The 18479-nt window shown below is 66.5% G+C and carries 12 protein-coding genes and 1 tRNA gene; 4 read left to right on the forward strand and 9 right to left on the reverse strand.

Features of this window, described 5'->3' with window-relative positions:
* Positions 1-691: 691 nt before the first annotated feature.
* The 3 genes from DTQ71_RS16135 to DTQ71_RS16140 all read right to left on the reverse strand — a co-directional run bounded on the left by DTQ71_RS16135 (position 692) and on the right by DTQ71_RS16140 (position 8066).
* A complete protein-coding gene (locus DTQ71_RS16135) occupies positions 692-5992 on the reverse strand; it encodes a type VI secretion system tube protein Hcp (RefSeq protein WP_109565336.1) in 5301 nt (1766 codons plus the stop codon).
* A 444-nt stretch (positions 5993-6436) separates the two neighbouring features.
* Positions 6437-6559, reverse strand: coding sequence for a hypothetical protein (locus DTQ71_RS24665; protein ID WP_281271249.1), 123 nt, complete (start codon positions 6557-6559; stop codon positions 6437-6439).
* Positions 6560-6797: 238 nt separating this feature from the next.
* The gene (locus DTQ71_RS16140) at positions 6798-8066 is read right to left on the reverse strand and encodes an APC family permease (protein WP_109565337.1); all 1269 of its coding nucleotides are present in this window, start codon (positions 8064-8066) and stop codon (positions 6798-6800) included.
* Positions 8067-8211: 145 nt separating this feature from the next.
* Between DTQ71_RS16140 and DTQ71_RS16145 the strand changes: the two genes are divergently transcribed.
* From DTQ71_RS16145 to DTQ71_RS16155, 3 genes are read left to right on the forward strand one after another with little or no spacing between them, the layout of a single operon-like run.
* A complete protein-coding gene (locus tag DTQ71_RS16145) occupies positions 8212-10653 on the forward strand; it encodes a Lon protease family protein (RefSeq protein WP_109565338.1) in 2442 nt (813 codons plus the stop codon).
* A complete protein-coding gene (locus DTQ71_RS16150) occupies positions 10650-11384 on the forward strand; it encodes a hypothetical protein (protein WP_109565339.1) in 735 nt (244 codons plus the stop codon). Before DTQ71_RS16145 ends, DTQ71_RS16150 begins: the two co-directional genes overlap by 4 nt.
* Positions 11369-11632 carry a kinase/pyrophosphorylase gene (locus DTQ71_RS16155; RefSeq protein WP_109565340.1) on the forward strand — a complete coding sequence of 88 codons (264 nt, stop codon included), beginning with the start codon at positions 11369-11371 and terminating at the stop codon, positions 11630-11632. Before DTQ71_RS16150 ends, DTQ71_RS16155 begins: the two co-directional genes overlap by 16 nt.
* A gap of 703 nt (positions 11633-12335) precedes the next feature.
* Here DTQ71_RS16155 and DTQ71_RS16160 read toward each other — a convergent pair.
* The 4 genes from DTQ71_RS16160 to DTQ71_RS16175 all read right to left on the reverse strand — a co-directional run bounded on the left by DTQ71_RS16160 (position 12336) and on the right by DTQ71_RS16175 (position 16157).
* A complete protein-coding gene (locus DTQ71_RS16160; RefSeq protein ID WP_109565341.1) occupies positions 12336-13397 on the reverse strand; it encodes an ABC transporter ATP-binding protein in 1062 nt (353 codons plus the stop codon).
* Positions 13394-14182 carry an ABC transporter permease gene (locus tag DTQ71_RS16165; protein ID WP_109565342.1) on the reverse strand — a complete coding sequence of 263 codons (789 nt, stop codon included), beginning with the start codon at positions 14180-14182 and terminating at the stop codon, positions 13394-13396. Before DTQ71_RS16165 ends, DTQ71_RS16160 begins: the two co-directional genes overlap by 4 nt.
* Positions 14179-15006 (reverse strand): ABC transporter permease, encoded by an 828-nt coding sequence (locus DTQ71_RS16170; protein ID WP_109565343.1) that lies wholly within the window; start codon positions 15004-15006, stop codon positions 14179-14181. Before DTQ71_RS16170 ends, DTQ71_RS16165 begins: the two co-directional genes overlap by 4 nt.
* 131 nt (positions 15007-15137) lie before the next feature.
* The gene (locus tag DTQ71_RS16175) at positions 15138-16157 is read right to left on the reverse strand and encodes an ABC transporter substrate-binding protein (RefSeq protein WP_109565344.1); all 1020 of its coding nucleotides are present in this window, start codon (positions 16155-16157) and stop codon (positions 15138-15140) included.
* Positions 16158-16241: 84 nt separating this feature from the next.
* On the opposite strand from DTQ71_RS16175, the gene DTQ71_RS16180 reads away from it, so the two are divergent.
* Positions 16242-17177 (forward strand): nucleoside hydrolase, encoded by a 936-nt coding sequence (locus DTQ71_RS16180; protein ID WP_245947604.1) that lies wholly within the window; start codon positions 16242-16244, stop codon positions 17175-17177.
* A 91-nt stretch (positions 17178-17268) separates the two neighbouring features.
* Here DTQ71_RS16180 and DTQ71_RS16185 read toward each other — a convergent pair.
* Positions 17269-17345 (reverse strand) — tRNA-Pro (locus tag DTQ71_RS16185).
* 75 nt (positions 17346-17420) lie between these two features.
* Positions 17421-18398 (reverse strand): DMT family transporter, encoded by a 978-nt coding sequence (locus DTQ71_RS16190; protein ID WP_109565346.1) that lies wholly within the window; start codon positions 18396-18398, stop codon positions 17421-17423.
* Positions 18399-18479 lie beyond the last annotated feature (81 nt).

An 18479-nucleotide genomic window follows, 5' to 3' on the forward strand; every position in this document is an offset into this window, starting at 1 on the left:
CCCCGCAACCAAAATCCTTCGCGTAATCAAACGCTTAAGCGCCGCCCTCCGGGGCGGCGTTTGCGTTTCCAACACCCGTGGAAGCACTGTGGAAGAAAGAAAGCTGCATTCCTGGCTGTGGTAATCCAGCATCAGCTTCTGAGATCCGCCAGAAGTCACCCGCGCGCACAGGCAGGCCAGACCTACCCTCGCTTCTCTCGGCGCGTCTTACGCGCGGGATGTCGGCCTGCCTCCAACCAACAGCACCCAGACCAAACCCCTGGGGGCCATTCGCCATGGCCCCCCTCTCAACCCGCCTAGGCCCTGCCCGATAAGCGCAGACGCCCTCTACACGTTCGGCCCATGCTGGACCTAGGACCTTGGCGCTGGTCTCGTCCGCTCACGGCCCACACCGGTCACTGCATTACGTCAAGCCTGCTGCGGCCCAGCATCACCGAAGCAGGCATTCGAAGTTGTCTCCAACGTTCCTCTCATCGCCCTGCCTGCAGTGAGCCGCGCCATCATCGCTGGCGAACCAAGTCGGACGTTGCAATTGCCTTTCGTAGGCGCGGGACCGGGATATGTGTGTCGAGGTTGCAGCATGCTCGTTCCGAACGCCATCCATGTTCCTTGCGCCTACGCGCGATCGGGACGTCTTCTCAAGAACTCACGGCCGGTTGCACCTGAGGCACGCTGTGGCCATTCGCCCGGGTCAGATGAGCAGCACATCGTCTGCGTTGAGCGGAGGACGCTGGGCGAAGGTCGCGATTACGGTCAGACCGTCCGGCCCGTCGGCGCCGTCGAGATCGACGGACAACTCCCGCGTGCGCCCGTCGAAGCTGGCCAGGCCGTCGCGGACGAGGGCCAAGACCTGGGAGAAGCCGAGTGGGCGCAGGTCGATTCCGGCATCTCCCAGTCCAAAGAATTGGTCGTCCAGCAGCAGCTTATCGTCCGCATCGAAATCGGTGATCGTGACGTTCGGGGTGGACCCATCCCGCAGGAAGGTGAAGAAGTCCCTGCCTGCACCGCCGGTCATCGTATCGGCGCCACCGCCCGAAACGAGGATGTCGTCCGTCGCACCGCCGAGCATCTCGGTCGCCCCCGCATCGCCCAATACGAAAAGTCGCGTCTCCGGATCGGCGGCCTCGACTCGGTCGAGCCCCGTTTCTGCCACTCGGAACGGGCTCGGTATCGACACGCGACCGATATCGGTGCCGGCCTCATCCCGGACGACGTCGCCGCGATTATCGACGATGTAGAGGTCGTCGCCCGTTCCGCCCTCCATGCGGTCGCGCCCTTCGCCGCCATCGAGCAGATCAGCGCCCGCGCCGCCACGCAGCGTATCGTCCCCGCCGCCGCCGAGGAGCGTATCATTGCCCGCCGCCGCCGCGAGATCATCGTCGCCGTCCAGCGCCGAGAGCTCGTCGTTGCCTGCGCCCGTGCCGAGGATGTCGTCCTCCTCGGTGCCGACCAGACGTTGATCGCCCGGATCGTCGCTGATGAGAACGAGTCCGCCGCCAACCACAGCGGGCGCGATTGCGGCGTCTGAGGCGGTGGCCAGGATCGGCAGCGCAATGTCCTCGGTGCTTAGCGAGGTGCGTCGCGCGTCTTCCAGGAAGAAGCCCTGGAGCAGGATCTCCTGGTCGTCGCTGGGCCGGAGCAACAGGCCCTCCTCTGTCACGGCGAGGCCCAGATCGAACAGCAGATCCAGGTCGAACCCGAAGAGATGCAGCACGTCGTCTGAGCCAAAGTCCGCGATGACGTCGCGCTCGGGCGTGCCGGGCGTTGCGTCGTCGGAGCGCACCAGCACACGGTCGGGTCCGTCGCCGGTGGTGATCGTGTCCGCTCCCGCGCCCCCCACGAAGAGCTGGGGTGCGGCATCGCCCGTCAGGTCGTCATCGCCCGCGCCGCCAACCACGGTCGCATCGGCGACGCTGGAGGTGATCGTGTCGTTCCCGCCGGCCGCGTCGATCAGGGTGGCCGGCCCCGCGTCGAAGCGCTCGGCCGCGTCGGTCAGCAGCGCGTCGAGCGCGTCTGGCGCACCCAGGCGCAGCGCCGCCGCGCCCTCCGCGGCCTGGTCTAGCCGGAAGAGGGCGCTGGTGAGTTCCCCTTCGAGCAGGAGCGTCGTCTCGGCGGCTTCCGCCCCCGCGGGCGCGAACCGGACGGCGACGCTGCCCTCGGGCAGGATGTCGGGCGCGGCAAAGATGCGGATATCACCCGGGCCAAGATCGGCGCCTTGGATGAAGATCGTGTCGTCGCCTGTGAGGTCACCGATCAGGTCGCTGTCGAAATCGAGCAGCGTGCCGCGCACCTCATCCGAGCCGCCCTCCAGCATCAGCGTGTCGGCGCCCAGGCCCCCTTCCAGCGTGTCGTCGCCGTCGCCACCCATCAGCATGTTCGCGCCGTCCGAGCCTGTCAGCCGGTCCGCGAAGGCACCACCCAGAGCGTGCTCGATCTCGATCAGGACGTCATCGCCCGCCGCACCCGTCGCGGTGCCAAGGCCCAGATCGACCGCGACCCCACCTGGCGCGGTCTGATACGAGGCCACGTCCTCCTCGCTGCCACCGTCCAGCGTGTCGTCGCCATCTCCGCCTTCCAGCGTGTCTTCTCCCGCACCGCCCTCCAATGCGTTGGCCAGCGCGTCGCCGATGCCGGAATCAGCCCCCGCGCCCAGCACGGCGTTCTCGATCCCGCTGAGCGTGTCCGTTTCGATCTCGGAGCCGGTGGCGAGCCCCGCGGCGAGGTCCAGCACGATGCCCAGCTCGGTCGAGCGGTAGGTGATCAGGTCGGTGCCTTCGCCACCCTCGTAGCTGTCGTCGCCCGCGCCGGATCCGGCTTCGATCTCGTCGTCGCCCTCCCCGGTGTCGACGCTGTCGTCGCCCGCGCCGCCGAAGGCGAAGTCGGCGCCACCGCCGGTGCGGATCAGGTCGGCGCCGTCGCCGCCCAGCACCCGGTCGTCGGTGCGGAAATCGATCGTGCCTTCGAAATCCTCGAACTCGCCGAGCTTGTTCAATTCCCTGAGTTGCCGGTTCAGCAGGCTGTAGCCCAGCTCCAGCTCGACCAGCTCGCCGGATTGCGCGAAGTTCAGCACCGAGACGTTGGAGAAGGTGTAGACGTCGAACGGCTCGGGCGGCCGGTCCACGGCCGGGGTCGCGAGGCTCAGCGTCATGTTGGGCAGGGTGCTGCCGTCGCGGGTGCGGTCGAGCAGGGCCATCACGCCGGGGGTGAAGGCGGGTAGAACGACCTCCAGCGGGGCCAGCTCGACACCTTCGGGGGGCGCGTCGGCCGCGTCGGCGATCCCGGCCAGCTTCGCCATCTCCAGGGTCCAGTCGAACACGTCGAACTGGCCCTCGAAGCCCTCGACGACCGAGGGGCCGGACAGAGTGTTGTCCTGGAAATCGAGGAAGGTCTGGGTGAGGAAGCTGCCGCGCTCGGCGGGGCCGGAGCGGATGACGACGTCGCCGGGGAAGTCACCAGTAAAGGCGAAGAACGTTGGCACATTGCCTTGTGCCTCGCCTGTCTCCGGGTTGACGGTCAGGCGGGTCCGCTCTGCCTCCTCGTAGTCGAAGCTGAGCCGGGTCACCCGCTCCGCCCCGATATCGACCGAGGCGATGCGCGCGTCCGTGAGGGTCAGCTCGGTCCGGTCACTCAGGAGCGACGCGCCGTCGAAGGCGACGATCTCGACCTCCGGCAGCACGGTCCCCTTGGCCAGCGCGTCGAGCAGGTCCAACTCGCCCAACTGGCCCGGACGCAGATCGACCGTCAGGGACTGGGTTGGATTGACCGACTGGAACTTGGGGGTGTCCCCCGAATTATCGACCGCGAGCTCGCTCGAACTGCGGAAATCCAGGGAGTCCACGACGAAATGGTCGGTGAAGTCCTTGCCGATCTTGCCCTCGACGACCTCGGACGCGCCTTCGAAATCGCCGATCTTCATGAAGATCGCGCCCGCCTCGTCCGCCCCGTCGAAGCCGGGCACATCCGCCGCGCCGCCCTCGAAGGTCTGGTCGGGCGCGGCCAGCGGCGTCGCCGTGAAGGTCGCGCTCTCGACGGCTCCCCCGGTTTCGTCCAGTGAGAAGAACGTGCCCTCTATCTCATCGTAGCCCAGCAGCACGGTCGCGGTCGCGCCGCTCGTTTCTTCGACGTCGAGGATGCGGGCCTTGTCGAGCTTGAAGGACGACACGACCGGATCCTCGCCGTCGACCCCGCGCGTCGTCTGCAGCAGGACGCTGGCGAAGCTCTTCCCCTGGGTCGCTTCCTCCGCCAGCTTGACCCCGTTCCTGGTGTCGAGGTCCAGCTCGATGGCCAGGGCGGGGAGGGTTGCGCCCTCCGCGTCGCGGAACATGTCGAAGCGATAGCCGTCGACATCGAAGTCGTCCTTGAAATTCCTGTTTTGGCTGTCGCCATTGATCCCGTCGGCCCTCAGGAAATGCTGCAGCGCATCGCCCGGCCCGGCCTCGCGCGGGCCGGTGGTGGCAAAGCCCAGCTCGGCCCCGCGGACGTCGGGGGACAGGCTCAGATCCTGTTTCTGCTCGACGACCGAGAAATCGAACTTCTGCTTTGCGCCGATCTCGCCCGACTCCAGAATCTCGTTCGACTTGAAGGAGATCGCCTCGAACCCAAAGGTGGCGCGCGGGGCCTGGACGCTGTCGGTCGAGAGACTGGTGAGCACCGCGTCCTTCAACGCGATGCGTTCCGCCTCGACCCCGTCCTCGTTGGTCCGAATGACGGTCACAGCCGCGAACTCGCGCTCCGCCAGCAGCGCGGAGAACAACTCCGCCGTTTCATGCCCGAGCGCCTCGAAGTCGACCGTGAGCGGGGTAAACTGCGGGCGGCCTCCCCCAGCGTTCGTCTTCAGGTCGGTTTCGGCCGTCCCGCTAAGGATCGCATACCCGAACCCCGCCAGCGCGAAGGCGTCGTCCGGCGCGCTCGGCGCGTCCACGCCCGGGCCGTCGATCCCATCGATGGTCAGGAAGATGTTGCCCGCGGGGGATCCCAGCGGCACCCCGGTCGAGGCGAACCCGTCGGGAAGCGCTTCGTTGGGCGAGTCGCGGGCCAGGTCGATCGCGGCGTCCACCTTCGCCCCGAACTTGCCATCCTCCACGACGGGAGTCGTCGAAAACTCCAGCTTGCCGGCGGGACGGAACCCGACATGCGTCGCGAAGTCGTCGTCACGGGTGAAGGAGGAGACGATGGCACGGGCCGGGAGATTGAGGACCAGATCATTGGTCGGCATCTCGCGCGCCAAGTCGCTGACGCGGCCAAGTAGGTCAACCCTCGCGATAGATGCGCCTGTAATCGTCTGTTTCAGAAGGAGCGGTCCGGCCTTGTCCTCGGGCGAGATATCGACCGCGAGCGGCGCGACAGCCACGCCGTCGCCCTCGCGAAAGACGTCGAACACGCTGTCGAAGACGTCGGTATCGTCACTCTGCACCTTGTCAACGCTGCTGCCGTTGATCCCATCGAGCACGAGAAACGCCTGGGTGTCGGTCTCGATCGCCGAAAGATCGGTGCCGGGCGGTGACGTCGAGACCAGGAACGGCGCCTCGGCGTCGTCGGGATCGAAGGTCAGGGTATTGGCCAGCTTGGCGCTCTGACCCACGGGATCGATCTGGAAGGTCTCGATGGTCAGCGCCTCGAAGGTCAGCGCCACGCCGATATTGGTGTTGAGTTCCTCCCGGTAGGCCGCGATCCCGACCTCGCCCAGGGTGAAGGTCTGGACGGCCAGCTCCTGATCCTTGGCGTCGCGGCGCACGATCTCGATCTTCGCCTCGTCGAACCGGTCGTCCCCTTCCAGCGCGGCGACCAGCCCTGCCCGCGCGCCGTCTTCCCGCGACAGCTCCACCGAGATCGAGGCGAGCTGAGGCAGCACGTCGCCGGTTACGTCAATTGCCTGACCCAGCCCGAAATCCAGATCGAAAAGCGCGAAGGCGCCCTCGCGCCCCTCGCTACCGGTGGTTCCCTCTAGGGGCGCGTCCCCGCCCGTGAAGGTCAGAAAGCCTTCGACACTCATCCACAGGTCCCCCGGTTACCTTGCCGCCACGCTATCGGCCCCGGCCCGTTCTGTCACGGACAGAGTCGGCGTCGGGGCTCAGGATCCGGCCAAAAGTTCCTGTCGTTCCAACCAGATGAGCATCTCTTCGACCTGGGTGCCCGCTGCTGCATCGCTCAGAGGATGGGTGTCGGCGGGGCGACCCGCGCGCCCGCCTGCGGCGGGCACGCCGGTTCGTCGAAGCGCTCGGAGGCACCGGTGCCGCATGCGGCCCTCGGATCCGGACTTCGGCGATGACAGTAACAACGAGCTCCTGTGTCGCCCAGTCAGCGTGAACGTGTCGGACGACTTGCGTTCTCGTGCCACAGGGCTTTGTTGCACAAATCAGGTGATGGGCGAGGTTATCCTTTCCCCAGGCAGACTTATCCCACATGTCAAGAAAGGTGAGCGCGGCAATCTCGTGGTCTAGGTGCGCCCGCCGAAGTGGAGAAGTTCGTCATCGTCGGTGAAGAAGCGTTTCGGGTCGAAGTTCCGCCCCTCCCTGGCCCGGGTTTCCTTCGCCAAGCGATAGAACTCATCGCCGGTCACCTCGCCTTAATCGGCATGGACAAATCGAACCGTTCGGGAATTTCTCTCAGCCAACCTGCGCGACGCCTTCCCGGATAAGGGCATCGCGTTTGCGCCCTCGGAATAGCGGTCGGCCCCGACTTGCTATCGAAGCCGATAAGAGCCTTTTGGATCAGCACGGCCCTTCCGGCTGGAATCCCTGCCAGCCGTGTTCTTGGGGATCCGCGCCCGGTTAGACGGCGCCCCAGAAACAAGGATCTTACGAACCGATGAGCCACGCTCCGCCCAGCAGGCCGACGCAACTCAGAGCGCCGGCGACGGGCACGATCATCGGGACGCGAAAGCTGTTCTCAGGGGGCGGCGTGCCGATCACCTTAAGCCGGATGAGGGCCAGATTGACCATGAAGAACACGAAAAGCATCGCCGCTGACGTGGTTTCGGCCAGGAGATCAAGCGGCGTGAAGAGCGCGAGAGCCAGCACGCCTCCGGTCACCACGACGGTCGCGCGAAGCGGCGTTCGGGTTCGCTCGGAGACCTTGCCCAGCCAGGAGGGCAAGCGATTCTCGCGGGCCATCCCGTAGGCCACGCGGGCGGCCATGATCAGGATGATCACCACGCCGTTCATGGTCGCCATGATGGCAATGAGGTTGATCACGAGGGGCTGAAGCCCCGTGAGTTCCTCGAACATGACGCTGATCGGTGCGCTGCTGCCAGCCAAAGCTTCCACGGGGACGGCTCTGACCGCGACGAAGGCAATCAGGACGTAGATGAGCGTCACCAGAACGAGGGTGATGCCGATGGCCCATGGCAAATCCCGGCGCGGCTCGCGCGCCTCTTCGACGAGATTGACGATATCGTCGAATCCGATGAAGGCGAAGAAGGCGATCAGGCTGGCCGCCAGAACCCCGCCGATCGCGCCCGTCTCCGACAGAGGCGGCATGACCGAGGCGGGGAGCTCGGCGAGTGCGGACGGGTCCGCGCCGATGCCGGAGGCGATGATGACCAGGAGCCCGACGACCTCGATCAGCGTCATTGTTCCGGCGATCGCGACGCTTTCGCGTATGCCCCAGGCCGCGATCGCTGCCATCAGCAGCACGATCGCCGCGATCAGCACTTGCCTCGGCAAGGCGATGAGTTCCGCGACATAGCCCGCCGCGCCGACCGCGATGGCCGCCGCGGCGATCATCGCTTCGATCAACACCGCGAGGCCGACGAGCAGTGTCAGCCAACCCAGCCGGAACCCGGCCTCGACATAGACCGCCTCGCCCGCTGCCTGAGGCACTCGGCTCGACAATTCGGCGAAAGTGCCGGCCGTGAAGGCCATTACGATTGCCGAAAGCAAGAAGGCTGCCGGCGCGTACTGACCCGCTCGCACGACCGCTTCGCCGACGAGAACGTAGATCCCGGCCCCGATGGTGACTCCAAGACCATAGAGCACGAGGCCGGTCAGGCCGATCGACCGCTTGAGACGGGGCTCACCATTCGAGGATTGAGTTCCGGCTGTGATGACACGCTCCCGCGTTCGCATGATTTGAAGCCATCGTTGCAGGATGACCGGGGAGCGAGCCTTGACCGGCGTCAAGATCTTGAATGGCCGGAGGTTGACCGAAATCAGCCCGATGACTTGCGGGATGCGCTAGTTTGGCCTCGTCCGACCTGTCTGGAAGATTTCGATGACGACTGAAATGCCCCGGCCCCTGCCTGTGGATCAACTGAGGCAGCGATGCGACCCGAAACAGCTATCCCGCGCGGGGCAACAGCTCCATGCAGGCAGCAGTCTGGTCGGTCAGGATCGCGGCCTCTCGGCTCTTCGGCTGGCGGTTGATATCCGCCACGCCGACTTCAACCTATTCGTGGTAGGGCCGGAGGGAACGGGGCGTCACACCGCAGTCCAAGAGATCCTCAAAGAGCGGGCCCTGAGCCGGGAAACCCCCGAGGATCTGGCCTATGTCAACAATTTCGATGAGCCGCGCAAACCGGTCGCCCTCCGGCTTCCCGCCGGCGCGGCCGAGCGCCTCAAGGCCGAGATGGTGCGCGTGGTCAACGATCTCGCCAACGACATCCCGGAGTTGTTCGAGTCCGAGGAGTATCGAACGCAAAGACGCATCATCGACGAAGAGTTCGGGACGCAACAGGAAGAGGCGATGGCCGACTTCACCAACCGGGCCCGGGCCGAGGACATCGCGCTTCTGCGGACGCCCATGGGGTTCATGGTGGCGGCGATCCGCGACGGTCACGTCGTCAAGACGGAGGAGTTCAACAAGCTTCCCGAAGAGGATCAAAAGGTCATCGAGGAAAAGATCGCGCGTTTCCAGGACGAGTTGCAGGACGTTCTCGCAAAGACGCCGAAATTGGAGCGGGAACACCGGAACCGCATTGAGATGCTCAATGGCGAAATGGCCAAGCGCGCCGTCTCGGGGCGGATCGACGAGGCCCGGGAAACCTTGGGCGACGCCGGAGCGGCCGCTGACTTTCTGTCCCGGGTGCATGACGACATGGTCGAGAATCCCGAACTCTTTCTACAGGCCAAGTCGGAACGGCCCGACGGTCCTTTTCCGGAAGTCTCGGGGAAGGCCCATCTCGAGCCGCTTTTCCGGCGATACATGGTCAATGTCATGGTCGGCCATCAACCGGCCGCACCCGAAGGCGCGCCCGTCGTGGTCGAGGATCTGCCGACCTTCGACAGGTTGGTCGGACGGATCGAACACGTCTCGCAGATGGGCTCGCTGGTCACGGATTTCACGCTGATCCGGCCCGGCGCGCTTCATCGCGCGAATGGCGGCTATCTCGTCCTCGATGCACGCCGGGTGTTGAGCGAGCCCTTCGCATGGGACGCGCTCAAGCGGAGCATCAAGGAGCAGTCGATCACGATCACCTCGCTTGCCGAGCGGGTCAGCCTGTTCTCGACGACGTCGCTCGAACCGGATTCGATTCCGCTCGATGTCAGGGTGGTTTTGGTCGGAGACCGCTTTCTCTATGCGCTCCTTGTCATGCTCGATCCCGATGTCCAGGAGCTGTTCAAGGTTCAGGCGGATTTCGAGGAAAATCTCGGGCGCAATGACGAAACGCTTGGCCAGATGGCGCTTCTGCTGCACCGATATGCCGAAAAGGAGGAGTTGCTTCCCGTCACGCCGGACGCACTCGCCTGCCTGCTCGATGAATCGAGCCGGCTTGCCGAGGACGCCACGAAGCTCTCGCTCCGGCTTGGCACGATCACCGATATCCTCCGCGAGGCGGAGCACTATTCGCGCGCCAATGACCGCAAGGAGGTTCTGCGACAGGATGTCGAACAGGCCGTGACCGAGCGTGACAGGCGGGCCTCCCGGGTCCGCGACCGCGTACGCGAAGCGATCACGCGCCAGACGATCATGATCGACACGGATGGGAAGAAGGTCGGCCAGATCAACGGCCTGTCGGTCTACGAACTTGGCAGATTTCGTTTTGGGCGACCGTCCCGCATTACGGCGCGTGTGCGGATGGGAACCGGGAAGCTCATCGATATCGAGCGCGAGGTCGAACTCGGCGGTCCGCTGCACTCCAAGGGCGTCATGATCCTGTCGGGATACCTGACGACGACCTATGCGTGCGACATGCCGTTCTCGCTTCACGCGAGCCTCGTGTTCGAACAGAGCTACGGCGGCATCGAAGGCGACAGCGCCTCCTGCGCCGAACTGATCGCGCTGCTCTCCGCCCTGTCCGAACTGGAGCTCCGGCAGGATGTGGCGATCACCGGGTCGGTCAATCAGTTGGGTCAGGTCCAGGCCATCGGCGGCGTGAACGAGAAGATCGAAGGGTTTTTCGACATCTGCGCCGAAAGAGGGCTGACCGGCGATCAGGCCGTGCTCATTCCGGCCGCCAATATCGACCACCTGATGCTCCGGGAGCGCGTGACGGATGCAGTGGAGGCCGGAAAGTTCAGTGTCATCCCGATCACGACCGTCGATGAGGCGGTCGCGCTGATGACAGGCGTTCCGGCGGGCGCGCGGGGGGACGATGGGACGTTCCCGGAAAATGGTGTCAACGCGCGTGTCGAGGCACGGCTTCGCGAATTCGCCGCGATGCGCAAATCCTTCGCATCTCGCGCCGCGGCGGGGGATGAAGGAGAGCAGCGATGAGCCCGGCGGAGCGAAGGCTGGTCATCGCCGCCGAAAGCCTCGGCGGCGCGGATGCAGCGCTATCCTTGTGCCCTGCGATCCTGGGATGGGCGCCCGCCAGGCCCTCCGGCCTGATCATCGAGCCGGAGGATAACGACTTCTGGAGCGGCCGCGACCCGAAGATCGTCTCGACGCGCGGCACGCTCATGGCGCGTCCGACGGTCGACCGGCTGCAGCGGCTGGCGCGGCGGGACGCGTCCGAGTTTGGCGCGCGACTGTCGAGCCTCGCGAAAGCCCTGAACACCGAATGGGACTGCGCTCTGGCCGCGGGCGACCTCGTGACTGCGGCCTGCGCTGGGCTGAGCGGCGAGGATATCCTGCTTCTGGGGCAGCGCGCCGTCTTCCGGCATCTGAGCCGCGTCGCTCTGCTCGGAGGGGAGCCGGGCCCGTCGGAGGCGGCCCGTGCCTTGGCCGACGCGCTGGCGCGGGCATCGCGAACCTCGGTCGCGCTCCTGTCGGCCGGATCCCACGCGGACGACGAGTCCATCGCCAGCCTTGTCGAGCGGACACATGCGGTGGCGCTCGTTCTCGATCTGGAAGCCGGGCCTGTAACCGGCGAGGAAAGCCTCAGACGGCTTTACATAGCGGCACGATGCCCCATCGTGGCCTTGGGGGCTGCACGCCTTGGGCAGCCTTCCTCAAAGGCGAGCTCGTCTCGCCGCGACAGGAGAGGCGGATGCAGGACGACATGATTCACGAAGGCGAACCGGGCTTCGAGGACTTCATCGAAGAGGAAATGGCCGCCCTGGGCAATCGCGCGCAGCAAAGAGGCATCTGCCTCGACTGCCTGACCGACCGATTCATCGTCGAAATGGTGGCCAATTTGGCGCGGTCCGGCCTGTCCTCATCGGATATCCTCAGCATGGTCGTGGATGGCTTGGCCCTCGCTGAGGAGGAAGAGCCGACGGAGCGTGTGGGGCGGATGCACCGGATGCACTGATCCTGGTCCGCGCTCTACGTGGTGGGAGCGGGGGCCAGCGTCTCCGATCGTGAGGAGCCGCCCGGCACAGGTATCGGAGCCGTCCGGTCGAAGGCTCCAGACGTCCCAGGGTGTGATGCGTTTCGAGAGGGCGCCGAGCCTTCGGGTCGTCGCTCTTGGTGCAGTCTGGCGCGGTCGGCGCGCGGCGCTGCCCACCCACCGCTGGGGCTTTCCCCGCCGCATCAGCACCGAGCGATTCCTTCGCCCTCTCGTGGGCTCCTTCGACGCTCACCGTCCCGCATTGGCCGATAGCGATCCGCCCAGTGCGACTGCCGCTTCGATATTGAGCGAGGGGGGACGGGCGCACGCTTCGGAGAACGCGGACGCCAAAGCCGCCAAGGTCATCATCGAACCGGATGCGGTCAGCAGCGAGAACGGGGCGCTTCTCGACGCGACGCTCTGTCAGTCCGGGCGCGGCACGCCCTTCCCGCTGGGTCGAGCGTCGGGGGGGCGGAAAATACCTTCGATAAGATGCTTAGGGCCGACACGCGTGGGGTTTTGACTGGCGTATGAGCTTTGGACAAACTCTGATCCCGAAGGTCAGGGGTCCAGATCCTCTCCCTGCGACCGAATCCTAAAAGAGGACCGCCGCCCGACAGCCTCCTGACGGGAGACGAGGCGCAATCCGCCACCGGCCAACAGAAGACCCGACACCGGACGACCGTCAGGCATTCGATGCCGGCAAGAGGCAGCACTGCTCCGGGTTCGGGATCAGCACGGCGGTCTCTCCTGGCTCCATCGGCTGGCTCAGCGGACCGTTGGCGCTGACCTCTCCGGCGGCGGTTTCGCAGCGGTATTGGTAGGCGCGGCCGAGATAGGTGCGCAGGCCGAGCCGCGCCGGGATGCCCTCCCCCTCCCGGGCCACGACCAGGCCGTCGGGGCGGGCGGCGAAGATCATCTCCTGACCGGGCACGGTCCATTGCGCACGGGGCAGGTCCAGCGTCGCGCCGCCCTCCATCTCGACCCGCACGGCATCCCCCGCCTCGGCCACCGCCCGCATCGGGATCAAGGTCTCGAAGCCGACGAAATCCGCGACGAAGGCGTTGGCGGGCTTGGAATAGAGTACCTCGGGCGCATCCAGCTGCATGATCCTCCCCGCATCCATGATGGCGACGCGGTCGGAGATGCTGAACGCCTCCTCCTGGTCGTGGGTGACGTAGAGCGCTGTGGTGCCGTTGGCGCGTTGCAGCCGGCGGATCTCGACCCGCATGTCGACCCGCAGCTTGGCGTCGAGATTGGAGAGCGGCTCGTCAAACATCAGGAGCGGCGGATCGATGACCAGCGCGCGGGCCAGCGCCACGCGCTGCCTCTGACCGCCCGAAAGGTTCGCGGGATAGCGATCGGCGAAGCCGGTGAGACCGACGCGCTCGATCATCTCCCCGGCCTGGGCGCGCCGGGCGGCGCGGCCGAGCCCGCGTTGCTTGAGCCCGAAAGCCACGTTGTCGAGCACCGTGAGATGCGGGAACAGGGCGTAGGTCTGAAAGACCAGCCCGATATCCCGGGCATGAGCGGGCAGGCGGGTCAGGTCGCGCTCGCCCAGCCGGATCGTGCCGGCATCCGGGGTCAGGAACCCGGCCACCAGCCGCAGCGTCGTGGTCTTGCCGCAGCCCGAGGCGCCGAGCAGGGAGACGAGTTCGCCTGCGCCGACCTCCAGCGAGAGGTCTTCAAGGACGCGCGTGCGCCCATAGCTTGCGGAGACATGGTCGAGGGTCAGGGAAACGGTCATTTGGCCAGGAAGGTCAGGCCCAGCGTTCGCTCCACTAGGGCCATCACCGCGACGGTGACGAACATCAGGAGGACCGAGACGGAGGCGATGGTGGGGTCGAAGAACTGCTCCATATGGGCGAGCAGTTGGATGGGAAGGGTCGAGACGCCCGGCCCGGTCAGGAAGATCGAGATCGAGACGTCGTTGAGCGAGGTGATGAAGGCCAGCACGAAAGCCGCGATCACGCCGCCTTGGATATTGGGCAGGACGACGGTCAGGAAGGCCTTCCAACGCGGGCAGCCCAGCGAGACCGCCGCCTCCTCGATGGAGAAGTCGAACTGGGCGAGGGAGGCGCCCACGACGCGCACGCAATAGGGCAGAACCAGAAGGGCATGGCCCACCAGCAGCGTCGTGTAGATCGGCGTGTCGAGCCCGGTCGCGACCGACTTCATCAGCGCAAAGCCTAGAACGATCTCGGGCACGAGCACGGGCAGGACGAAGATCGTCCCCAGGAAGCGCGGCAACTGGATGCGGTAGCGCGCCATCGCGTAGGCCGCCGGGATGCCGATCAGGAGCGACAGCGCCGTGCCCAGCACCGCCAGCGTGAAGCTGGTCCACATGGTTCGGCGGAAGGCGCTGATCTCGAAGGCGTTCTCGAACCAGCGCAGGGTGAGCCCCTGGGGGGGGAAGGCCAGGAAGACGGTATCCGACAGGGACGTGCCGACGATGATGATCAGCGGCCCGAGCAGGAACAGGAAGGTGACGACCGCGAAGGCCGCCAGCGCGGGGTGAATGCGCCGCCTCATCCCGCCACCGGATTCAGGCGGTTGGCCAGGCGGGACATACCCCAGACCGTGGCCAGGGTGACGACGACCATGATCGCCGCGATGGTCGAGGCGCCGACCCAGTCGAAGGTCACCATGGCGCGCTGATGCAGGAACGTGCCCATCATCATCTGCCGCTCCCCGCCCAGGAGTTGCGGCGTGGCATAGGAGGTGAAGGAGCCGGTGAAGACCAGCACCGCGCCTACGATCAGGCCCGGCACCGCCATCGGCAGTACGACTTGGCGGAAGGTCGCGGCGGGCGTGGCGCCGAGCGACGCGGCCGCGTCGGTCAGATCCTCGGGGATCGCGTCGAGCACGCCCACCAGGGTCAGGATCATCAGCGGCACGAAGAGATAGACCATCGCGACGATCACCGCGCCTTGGGTGTAGAGCATCGTCAGCGGTTCCTCGATCAGTCCCAGCCGCTCGAGCGCGCCGTTGAGGATGCCGTTGCGGCCCAGGATCACAAGCCAGGCGAAGGAGCGGACGACGACGCCGGTCAGCAGCGGAAAGACGGCGGCGACGATCAGCAGGCTCTTGAGCGTGCGCGGCGCGCGGGCGACGACCCAGGCCGTGGGAAAGCCGATGGCGACGGAGATCGCCGTGGTGATCGTCGCCACCTCCATCGTCCGCCACAGGACGGAGCGGCGGAAGCGGGACTGGAAGAAGGCCTCATAGGTGGCGAAGAGGCCGTCATCGGTCGTGAAGGTCGTGCCGAAGGTCGACAGGACCGGCAGGCCGAGAAACAGCGCGACCAGCAGCAGCGCTGGCATGGCGAGGGCCCAGGCGAGGCGGCGGTCGGTCATGGGGCGGGCCGGGCCCGTGCGAGGCGAGGTACGTCGATTGATCCGGACCTTCTAACGGAAAGGAAAGGGCCGGGGGCGCTGCCCCCGGACCCCCGGGATATTTCTACAGGGAAGAAGAAGGAGCTTCAGGCTCAGAGGCCGAACACTTCCGCCCAGCGGTCGATCCATTCGGTCTTGGCGGCATTCATCTCTTCATACTGCATCCGTTGCAGCGAATCGATCTGGGCCTGCCCGTAGGTCCAGCCCGCGGCCTCTTCCTCGGTCAGTTCGACCTCGGCATTGATCGGGGCATCGACGCCCTGCTGCGCCTGGATCGTCTGGATCTCGGTCGAGAGCAGGAAGTTGATGAACTGATGCGCCAGCTCGACGTTCTCGGAGCCCACGGGGATGTTCACCGTGTTGAGCGTGGCGATGTCCCCGTCCTCCAGATCGGCCCAGACCATGGTCGGCACGGCGGCGGTCAGACGGCCCAGGGCGAAGTCCTGCGCAACGGCGACATGCGCTTCGCCGGTGGAAACGAGGTTAATCATCTCGGAGCCGGTCTGGTAGTTCTTGACGGAGTTCACGGCCAGCTCTTCCAGGGCGGCGAAGGCCGGGTCGGCGTCCTCATAGGCGTCGGTGCCCGCATGGTCGCCCGCCTTGACGACGATCATCGGCCCGGCGGTCGTCGTGATGCCGGGCAGGGTGACCGCGCTCTCCAGATCCTCGCGCCAGAGGTCGTCCCAGGAGGTGAGCGGCTCCACCTCGGCGGTGTCGTAGACGATGCCGACGCGGCCCACGGTATAGGCGGGGCCATAGGGGCCTTGGGGCGCCTGGCCGATCTCGTAGAGCTTTTCGATATTAGGGATCTGGGCGCGATCGATCTCCTGGAAGATGCCCGCTTCGATGCCGAGCTGGCTGAAGCTGTCGGTCAGGAAGATCACGTCCACATCGGTCCCGCCGCGCGCGATCAGCTTGTTGAGCCGATCGGCGTTGTTCCCGGTCTCGAAGATGACCTCACAGCCGCACATCTCCTGAAAGGGATCGACGAGGTTCGCCTGGAGCTTGTCGCCGTTGAACCCCCACCAGGAAATGGTGAACGTGTCCTGGGCGGCGGCTGCCCCCGTCATCGACAGAGTCGCGGCGAGCGCGATCGGAAGGGTTTTGGTCATGATGTCATCCCCGTACTTCTTTGGCCCGACGCTAGGCGTCGAACGGCGGAACGGCAAGCGCTGCCGATGGGCGGAGGGCGCCTGGTGACCGCGCGCGCGCCGCTGATCCTCGATACCGATGGCGGGGTGGATGATGCGCAGGCGCTCCTGCTGCTTTTGGCGGCAGGGGTGGTGCCGGAGGCGATCACGACCGTGTTCGGCAATGTCGCGCTGGAGGCGGCGACACGCAACATGTTGACCGTGCTGGCCTGGGCGGGCGTCGATGTGCCGGTCCATATGGGGCAGGGGGCGCCGCTGCTCGCGCCGCGTGTCGACGCGCGCGAGATCCATGGCGAAGACGGGCTGGGCAGTGCGCCGCGGCCCGCGCGACAGGGGGCGCCCGTGGGGCGCGATGCGGTCAACTGGCTGGTCGAGCGGCTCCGGCGGGCGGCGGCGCAGGGGGCGCCGGTGGACCTGCTGGCGATCGGGCCGTTGACGAATATCGCGCTGGCGCTGCGACTTGCCCCCGAGATCGGCGATGGGATCGGGCGGCTGATCGTGATGGGCGGGACTCGGCACGGGCGCGGCAACGTCACCCCGGCGGCCGAATTCAACGTCTATGCCGACCCGGAGGCGGCCGCCATCGTGGTGCGGACGGTGCCGGTGCTGCTGGTCCCCTGGGAGATCTGCACGGCGCATGCCCTGTCGGGCGCGGAGGTCGATGCGATCTTCGAGGGCGCGGAGGGCGATCGCAGCCGCTTCGCCCACGCCCTGGCGGACCACGCCCGGCGAACGGCGCAAGGGTTTGGCCACCCGGACCATCTGCGCTTCGTGGACCCCTTGGCCGCGGCGCTCGCCGTGTCGCCGGAGATCGCCGTGGAGACGGAGACGGCGAGCCTCGATGTGATTTTGGCGGAGGGGCCGGCCCGCGGGGCGATGCTCACCGATCCCAGCGGACGGCTCGGCACGCCGCGGGCGACGGTGCTGGTGCGGGCTGACATGTCGGAGATGACGCGGCTCTACGCGGCGTCCTGCCGCTAATCGCGATTCCCCTGCCAAGAGCGCCGCCTGCCTTGCAAGGTGGCGCCACAACCTTCGCCGCCAAACGCCATCAATTGTGCGGGGAGTGATCTGGTCGGGCAGAGAGGATTCGAACCTCCGACCCCCTGCTCCCGAAGCAGGTGCGCTACCAGGCTGCGCCACTGCCCGACCGTGAGCGGGGGCGTATCGCGCAGCGGCGCGCAGGGCAAGGGCCGAATGCGCCTCCGGACGCAGTTCGCCGCGTCATTCCTTGGGCGCGCGGGGCACCTCGCGGTCGGCATCGGACAGAAGCGGCGACACGCGAAAGGCGGTGCCCGTCTCGGGGCGCGACCGGGTGCGTAGGACGGGCGAGTTGGCCGACTGCCCGCGGCTCTCGCGGAGGACGATGTAGAGGCCCGAGGTGATGATGACCGCCGCGCCGATCGCGGTTTGTAGCTGGATCGACTCGTCGAAGAACAGCCAGCCATAGAGCGCGGCCCAGATGATCTGGCTATATTGCATCGGCGCCACCAGCACGGCGTCGGCCCGCCGGTAGGCCTGGATCAGGCAGATCCCGCCGCAGAAGGCGAAAACGGCCATCATCGCCCAGAGCCCCAGGTCCGGCAGGGGAATCGGCCGGTAGACGAAGGGCAGCAGGCAGCCCATCACCACGAAATTGCCCATCATCGGGTAGAGCATCATCACCACCGTCCGCTCGTCCCGACCGATCTTGCGCATGATTACGGCCGAGAGCGCGCCGAAGAAGGCGGCGCAGAGTGCGCCTAGATGGCCGAGCTCCAGTTGCAGGCCGGTGGGGCCCAGCACGATCAGCACCCCCGCGAGGCCCACCAGAACCGCGCCGGCCCGATGCAGGCCCACCTTCTCGCCCAGGATCGGGATGGACAGGAGCGTGATCAGCAGCGGCGAGGCGAAGATGATCGCATAGACCTGCGCCAGCGGCAGGACCGAAAAGGCGTAGAACGCGCTGAGTCCCGTAATGACGGCCGAGAGCGTCCGGAGTGCCGTCCACCACGGATGGACGGGGCGCAGCGTGCCCGCATGGGGGTCGCGCAGCAGCATGAAGGTGACCATCGGAAAGGTCAGCAGCACGCTGAAGAAGACGATCTGGAAAACGGCATAACCGCCGCCCAACATCTTCACCGCGACGTCATGGGTGGCGAAGAGGGCGAAGGACAGCAGCGCGAGCGCGATGCCGGAGAGGGGAGAGCTGCGGTCGGGCATGCGCCTTCCAGAAGGTTCGCCGCGCCGTCCCTCCCGACGGCGCGGCCGGTGTCAGTCACCCCGGACTATGCGCCCCCGAGG

The sequence above is a fragment of the Jannaschia seohaensis genome (assembly GCF_900116765.1).
Classification (GTDB): domain Bacteria; phylum Pseudomonadota; class Alphaproteobacteria; order Rhodobacterales; family Rhodobacteraceae; genus Jannaschia; species Jannaschia seohaensis.